This window comes from Crocosphaera sp. XPORK-15E, assembly GCF_034931425.1.
Classification (GTDB): Bacteria; Cyanobacteriota; Cyanobacteriia; order Cyanobacteriales; family Microcystaceae; genus UHCC-0190.
Genome location: NZ_JAYGHQ010000052.1, coordinates 845 through 5,933, shown reverse-complemented (window position 1 = coordinate 5,933; position 5,089 = coordinate 845). Strand labels below are relative to the sequence as shown.

Sequence of the window (5,089 nt, the reverse complement as noted above, 5' to 3'; positions counted from 1 at the left end):
TTTTAAACCAAATTAACCAATTGTCAATTGTCCATTGTCAATTGTCCATTGATAAGGATGATGACCAGTTTGTTGATGGTGTGTTTGGTGAGTTACTTGACCCAGAAACCAAGGCACAAATAAAATATATCAGAATTCAAAGAAAAACTCGTTTTACTAAAGGTTTACCTCCCGATCTGTTGTGGGAAACCTGGGATAAGAAATATCCAGGGAAATTACTTTGTAATGATTGGTTATATGGGGCAGTTTTTAAAGGAGATAGGTCAGATGTCGCCTTTAAAATGTTTGAAAACTATTTATTAGAATGCCATCCTGATGCTAAGCCAAAATGGATTAAGTTTCATTTAGAACTGGAATTTAACAACCCCAGATTTAGAAACGAAAGTAAAGCCCTAAACAGTTACACTGTGCCACCAGATTCTGCTATTAGAAGTTGGTGGCAAGTCTTACAAATAGATCCTTTGTCCACTTCTTATCAGATAAAAGAAGCCTATAGGTCATTGGCATCAAATTGTCAGTTTGAAGACGAGTTAATTCAACAGCTAAACAAAGCTTATGACCAGGCTATGTTCTTTTATGAGATTAGTGTCACGGCTGAAAGTAGGAATTTATTAAAACGAGAGGTTATTGAGTATTTGGAACTGATACAGCAGATTGATCGAGAGATGGAAAGATTGAAATGGACAAAACAACAAGGTATAGATTATCTGGTTTTAAGGTACAATAAACGTAGTCGCCAAATTCTAAGCGATGATGAAATTATTGATTTTTTGCTTGATTTATCCACCAAAGAGGCTTAGTTGACATTCTCACCGTTAAGCTACGCTGTTTAGTTGTTGATCTTAATTATGTCTAAACCCAAAGTTTTTATTGATAATTATTGAGGTCAAGGGAGATCATGAAAAACCTTAAGGGTAAAGTCGCTTTAGTTACGGGAGCAACCCAGGGCAATCGCATTTAATTTTTGAAAGACAGTTAGGGTCAATAGTTCCGCGATCTCTGTAGGCGATCGCTTGAAACTCAAAATCCTTACCAGATCGGGGGTCTGAAATTTTAATGCGATTGCCCTGGGGAGCCAGGGCAAACGCATCTAAATCTCAGACCACTGATCCAGTAAGGATTTCAGGCTTTGACAAAAAAATATATGCGATCGCTAAAACTCTTATCCAATCTGCCTTTCCAGATTTAGATGCGTTTGCCCTGCCTGGGGAGCAACCAGAGGGATTGGTAAAGGTATTGCTATTGGTTTAGGGGAAGCAGGAGCAACGGTGTATATTACGGGGCGAACCCTTGCTCCCTCTGATGAGAACATTTCTGGGACTCTTTTAGAAACGCAGCAAGCGGTAATGGAAGCGGGTGGTGTGTGTATTCCTGTTCAAGTAGATCATAGTGATGATGAGCAGGTACGGTTATTATTTGAACGCATTGAAACTGAACAAGATGGACAACTTGATATCTTGGTTAATAATGTTTTTTCCGGGGTAAAGGCGATCTCTGATGGCCATGGGCAACCGTTTTGGAAACAGGAGCCGATTCTTTGGGATGCTATCAATAACGTGGGTCTTCGTAGTCATTATATTGCCAGTGTTTATGCGGCTCGTTTAATGAATAAGCGTCAACAAGGACTGATTTGTACGATTTCATCTTGGGGAGGACTCTCTTATATTTTTGGGGCTGCTTATGGCGTAGGAAAAGCAGCTTGCGACAGAATGGCGGCTGATATGGCAGTGGAATTAAAGCCTGATAATATTACCTCTATTTCTATTTGGCCAGGAATTGTCGGAACGGAACAAATGTTTAAATTGGCTGAGAAATTGAAAACTGAAGATGAGCAAACGTCTCAAAAAGCCTCAATTCGAGATCATTACAATTGGGAAACGCCTTTGTTTACTGGGAGAGTAATTGCAGCAATAGCCGCCCAACAAAATACCATGAATCTAACAGGTAAAGTGCAGATTATAGCTGAATTAGCCTCACGCTATAACATCGTTGATGAAGATGATAAGCGTCCGGTTTCTTTACGTTCTCTGCGTTTTATACTGCCTTCTGCTATCCCTGCTTTGAGACAGTATGCTTGGCTTATCCCCGACATCAACATCCCCTGGTTTATCTTGCAATGGACAAGGCTCCAATCTCCTAGGATTTAAGCAGATTCAAGAAATTATTAGATTTGAAAGTGGACAAGTTATCTTAATCATACAATCAAACTAAATGTTAAGCTCTTAAAATATGGTAAACTACTACCATGTTATTAAGCACTAAAAAGAATATACAACTTCTTTTTCTATTAATCTTATTACTTAGAAAAAAATGGGAACCTATTTAATCACAGGAGCTAATCGAGGAATCGGTTTAGAATATTGCCGTCAACTCAAACAAAGAGGAGATCATGTCATTGCGGTATGTCGAAAAGCAGCCCTCGAATTAAAAGAGTTAGATGTCTCTATAGAAACTGATATTGATCTTACTTCAGATACAGATGTGAAGCGATTGGTGAAAAAACTTGATGGGCAAAAACTAGATGTCTTGATCAATAATGCTGGCATTTTAGAGAGAGTTAGCCTGGATAAATTAGATATCAATAGTATCCGCCAACAATTTGAAGTGAATGCCCTTGCTCCTTTAAGATTAACTCAGGCTTTACTCCCTAATTTACGACCAGGTTCTAAAATTATTCTGATGACCAGTCGTATGGGTTCAATTGATGATAATACGAATGGGGGTTCCTATGGTTATCGAATGTCAAAAGTAGCTCTATCTATGGCAGGTAAGTCCTTATCTATCGACTTGAAACCGAAAAATATTGCTGTAGCTATTCTGCATCCAGGTTTCGTCCAAACTCGAATGACTAATTTTACTCCCAATGGCATTACTCCAGAACAATCAGTGAAAGGATTGATAGCTCGTATTGACCAATTAAATTTAGAAAATACAGGTACTTTTTGGCATTCTAATGGTGAAGTTCTACCTTGGTAATAACTTGCATTCCATTTTTTTTAACCATTGAAGATTATGATTTTAACAGAACTGGAAATTAAAAAAGTAATAGAAATAGCTAAAACTGTCTTTCCTAATTTCAGCGATTGGGAATATAATAATGAGAAGAATGATGAATATCTGGGCTTTTCTCTTTGGGGAAAGTTTGTCCTTGATCCTGAAAATCTCATGTCAAGATGCTTTTTTGTTACCCTAGAAACTTATGAACAAAAGTGGCGAGCCTATTTAACAATTGGACAACATTCTTATTTTTGGTCTAGTGCTGATATGGGAGATGCTTACTTACTAGACACTGATGATTATGATTCAGTTGATGAGGCTATCTTAGAACTTAAAAGAGAAATGCTCAAATTATTTCAGGCTTTTTCTGTTATTTAATCAAAACAAGATGGCATCTAGTCCCTGCAATTCTTCAAGATAGACAGGAATATAACCATTCACTTTGGCATAGCCAAATAACAGAACACCTCCTCTGATAAAAAAGTCAGTATAATTCGGCCATCGTGCCGAGGTGTTAATGGGACAAGCTTTATCGTAACCTAGTTCCAAACGAGTCACACAAACCCATAAAGCTCCATCTTTCCAATAGTAGGGGACAATGACTGGAGGATACCAATCACCAAAGTCATCATGAAACTCTTTGATAACAGAAAGTCCCTGAGAAAATAGGTGATAATGTTTTTTGGCCGACATGAATTCAATCTATATTTAATCTTTCAATATCTGACGAATAAGCAGGGTAATTATCATCCGTATTTATTGGTTTAATAGAACCTAATTACTCATCAAGTTTCTCCACTTCTCCTGTTTTCCTATTATACTGATGAGTCGGTTCACTTTACCGATTTTTCTGTTCATTCTTAACATAGAAAGCTCCCCCAATGGAAAACACTATCAACATAAATAATACGGCTAAATCTTGCCAGTTACTAGGGTCAAACTTAATCCCAGAATCGAGTAAATCAAAAGCCTCAAAATCATCCATGTTGATTAATAAATCGGTTGACCAATAATATTACCTTGGGGACTATAACGACAGACTAAGATATCATTACCACCCGCTTTTGAAAGAGCATCGGACTACTTGTTTAGTATTCTTCCAAACCATTTGAGTGTAATGAGCCACATTTGACCAATTACCAGTAGAACTAACGGTTTCAAGGTTAAATCGGCGAGAGGTTAAATACTGTTTTTCTTGTCCCCAACCATCAACCATTTGCGTATAAGTAAATCGGTTTGATGTACCTAACCATAAATTTTCGCCCTGCCCGTTTGTGTTAGAATCATGTTGTAATTTTTTCCCTCCTAATGAAGCTAAATAGTTAGCCCATTTTTGAGCATCACTAGCTAAATTATTAGACCAAGTTAAAGGAGATACATTAACCTGTTGACGATATTTATTATGAGCATTTTAAATTTCTTGCTGAAAGTTGGTTTGACTAATAACAGGTTGATTGAAAGTTAACAATGAAGTGAATAGTACAATTGATGTAAAAATCTGTTTCATTAGTTTAGGCGATAACTTTTGTCATTAATTTCCTAGTATTATCCATGATAGCTAAAGGTTGACTCCAGATGATTGTCCAAGTATCACCAGAACCGACCATTTCCAGATCATTATCAATCCCAGGTTTTCCCAAAGCATCAATCAATAATCTCGCTAAAATACATTGACTAGGAACTTGATTAATAATCACAGTGGTTAATACCGTATCCGTTCCTTCTATGGGTTCATGGTTAATTGACTGTATTTTCATTCTGTTATCGGCTTCGTTAATATCCTCAATATTATAGGCCATGAGGCGCGTCTCGTCCTGCATCTTTTGGGAAACTATCAATTCAGCTTAATAGTTTTTGGTCATCCCACGCTTACCTTAATAATTATAGTTTCAGTAAATTAGCAGCTGAAATTATTCAATAAATTTTGAATATTCAACGTGATATAATAGGATTATTATTTATATTTCAATACGTCTGTTATCAACTTAAATGACTCGTCAACCCCATGACCAATTTGCCAAGGAATATTTAGAGGAGTTACTCACACCTCTAGGCACAATAAAAAAGAGTAAAAAAGTAAAAAGTGAGGTTC

The 5,089-nt window shown here is 36.9% G+C and carries 6 protein-coding genes and 2 pseudogenes; 4 read left to right on the top strand and 4 right to left on the bottom strand.

Annotated elements, in window-relative coordinates:
- The 4 genes and pseudogenes from VB691_RS24150 to VB691_RS24135 all read left to right on the top strand — a co-directional run.
- Window positions 1-800 (top strand): annotated as a pseudogene (locus tag VB691_RS24150) (hypothetical protein); the annotation flags it as partial.
- 369 nt (window positions 801-1,169) lie between these two features.
- Entirely contained in the window at window positions 1,170-2,147 is a 978-nt protein-coding gene (locus VB691_RS24145) for an SDR family NAD(P)-dependent oxidoreductase (RefSeq protein ID WP_323294077.1), read from the top strand.
- 163 nt (window positions 2,148-2,310) lie between these two features.
- Window positions 2,311-2,976 (top strand): SDR family oxidoreductase, encoded by a 666-nt coding sequence (locus VB691_RS24140; protein ID WP_323294075.1) that lies wholly within the window; start codon window positions 2,311-2,313, stop codon window positions 2,974-2,976.
- Window positions 2,977-3,012: 36 nt separating this feature from the next.
- Window positions 3,013-3,375 (top strand): hypothetical protein, encoded by a 363-nt coding sequence (locus VB691_RS24135; RefSeq protein ID WP_323294074.1) that lies wholly within the window; start codon window positions 3,013-3,015, stop codon window positions 3,373-3,375.
- On the opposite strand, the gene VB691_RS24130 is transcribed toward VB691_RS24135, so the two are convergent.
- From VB691_RS24130 to VB691_RS24115, 4 genes and pseudogenes are all read right to left on the bottom strand, one after another.
- Window positions 3,376-3,690 carry a hypothetical protein gene (locus tag VB691_RS24130; RefSeq protein WP_323294073.1) on the bottom strand — a complete coding sequence of 105 codons (315 nt, stop codon included), beginning with the start codon at window positions 3,688-3,690 and terminating at the stop codon, window positions 3,376-3,378.
- 145 nt (window positions 3,691-3,835) lie between these two features.
- Window positions 3,836-3,982 (bottom strand): hypothetical protein, encoded by a 147-nt coding sequence (locus VB691_RS24125; RefSeq protein WP_323294072.1) that lies wholly within the window; start codon window positions 3,980-3,982, stop codon window positions 3,836-3,838.
- A gap of 66 nt (window positions 3,983-4,048) precedes the next feature.
- Window positions 4,049-4,348 (bottom strand): annotated as a pseudogene (locus tag VB691_RS24120) (CAP domain-containing protein); the annotation flags it as partial.
- 160 nt (window positions 4,349-4,508) lie between these two features.
- Window positions 4,509-4,796: a hypothetical protein gene (locus tag VB691_RS24115; protein ID WP_323294071.1), complete on the bottom strand. Its 288-nt coding sequence runs from the start codon at window positions 4,794-4,796 to the stop codon at window positions 4,509-4,511.
- Between the last annotated feature and the right edge of the window lie 293 nt (window positions 4,797-5,089).

Bases quoted from the DNA above. Each gene is read 5' to 3' on its own strand.
- VB691_RS24135 (WP_323294074.1), top strand. From the start codon at position 3,013: ATGATTTTAACAGAACTGGAAATTAAAAAAGTAATAGAAATAGCTAAA.
- VB691_RS24140 (WP_323294075.1), top strand. From the start codon at position 2,311: ATGGGAACCTATTTAATCACAGGAGCTAATCGAGGAATCGGTTTAGAA.
- VB691_RS24125 (WP_323294072.1), bottom strand. From the start codon at position 3,982: ATGGATGATTTTGAGGCTTTTGATTTACTCGATTCTGGGATTAAGTTT.
- VB691_RS24130 (WP_323294073.1), bottom strand. From the start codon at position 3,690: ATGTCGGCCAAAAAACATTATCACCTATTTTCTCAGGGACTTTCTGTT.
- VB691_RS24115 (WP_323294071.1), bottom strand. From the start codon at position 4,796: ATGGCCTATAATATTGAGGATATTAACGAAGCCGATAACAGAATGAAA.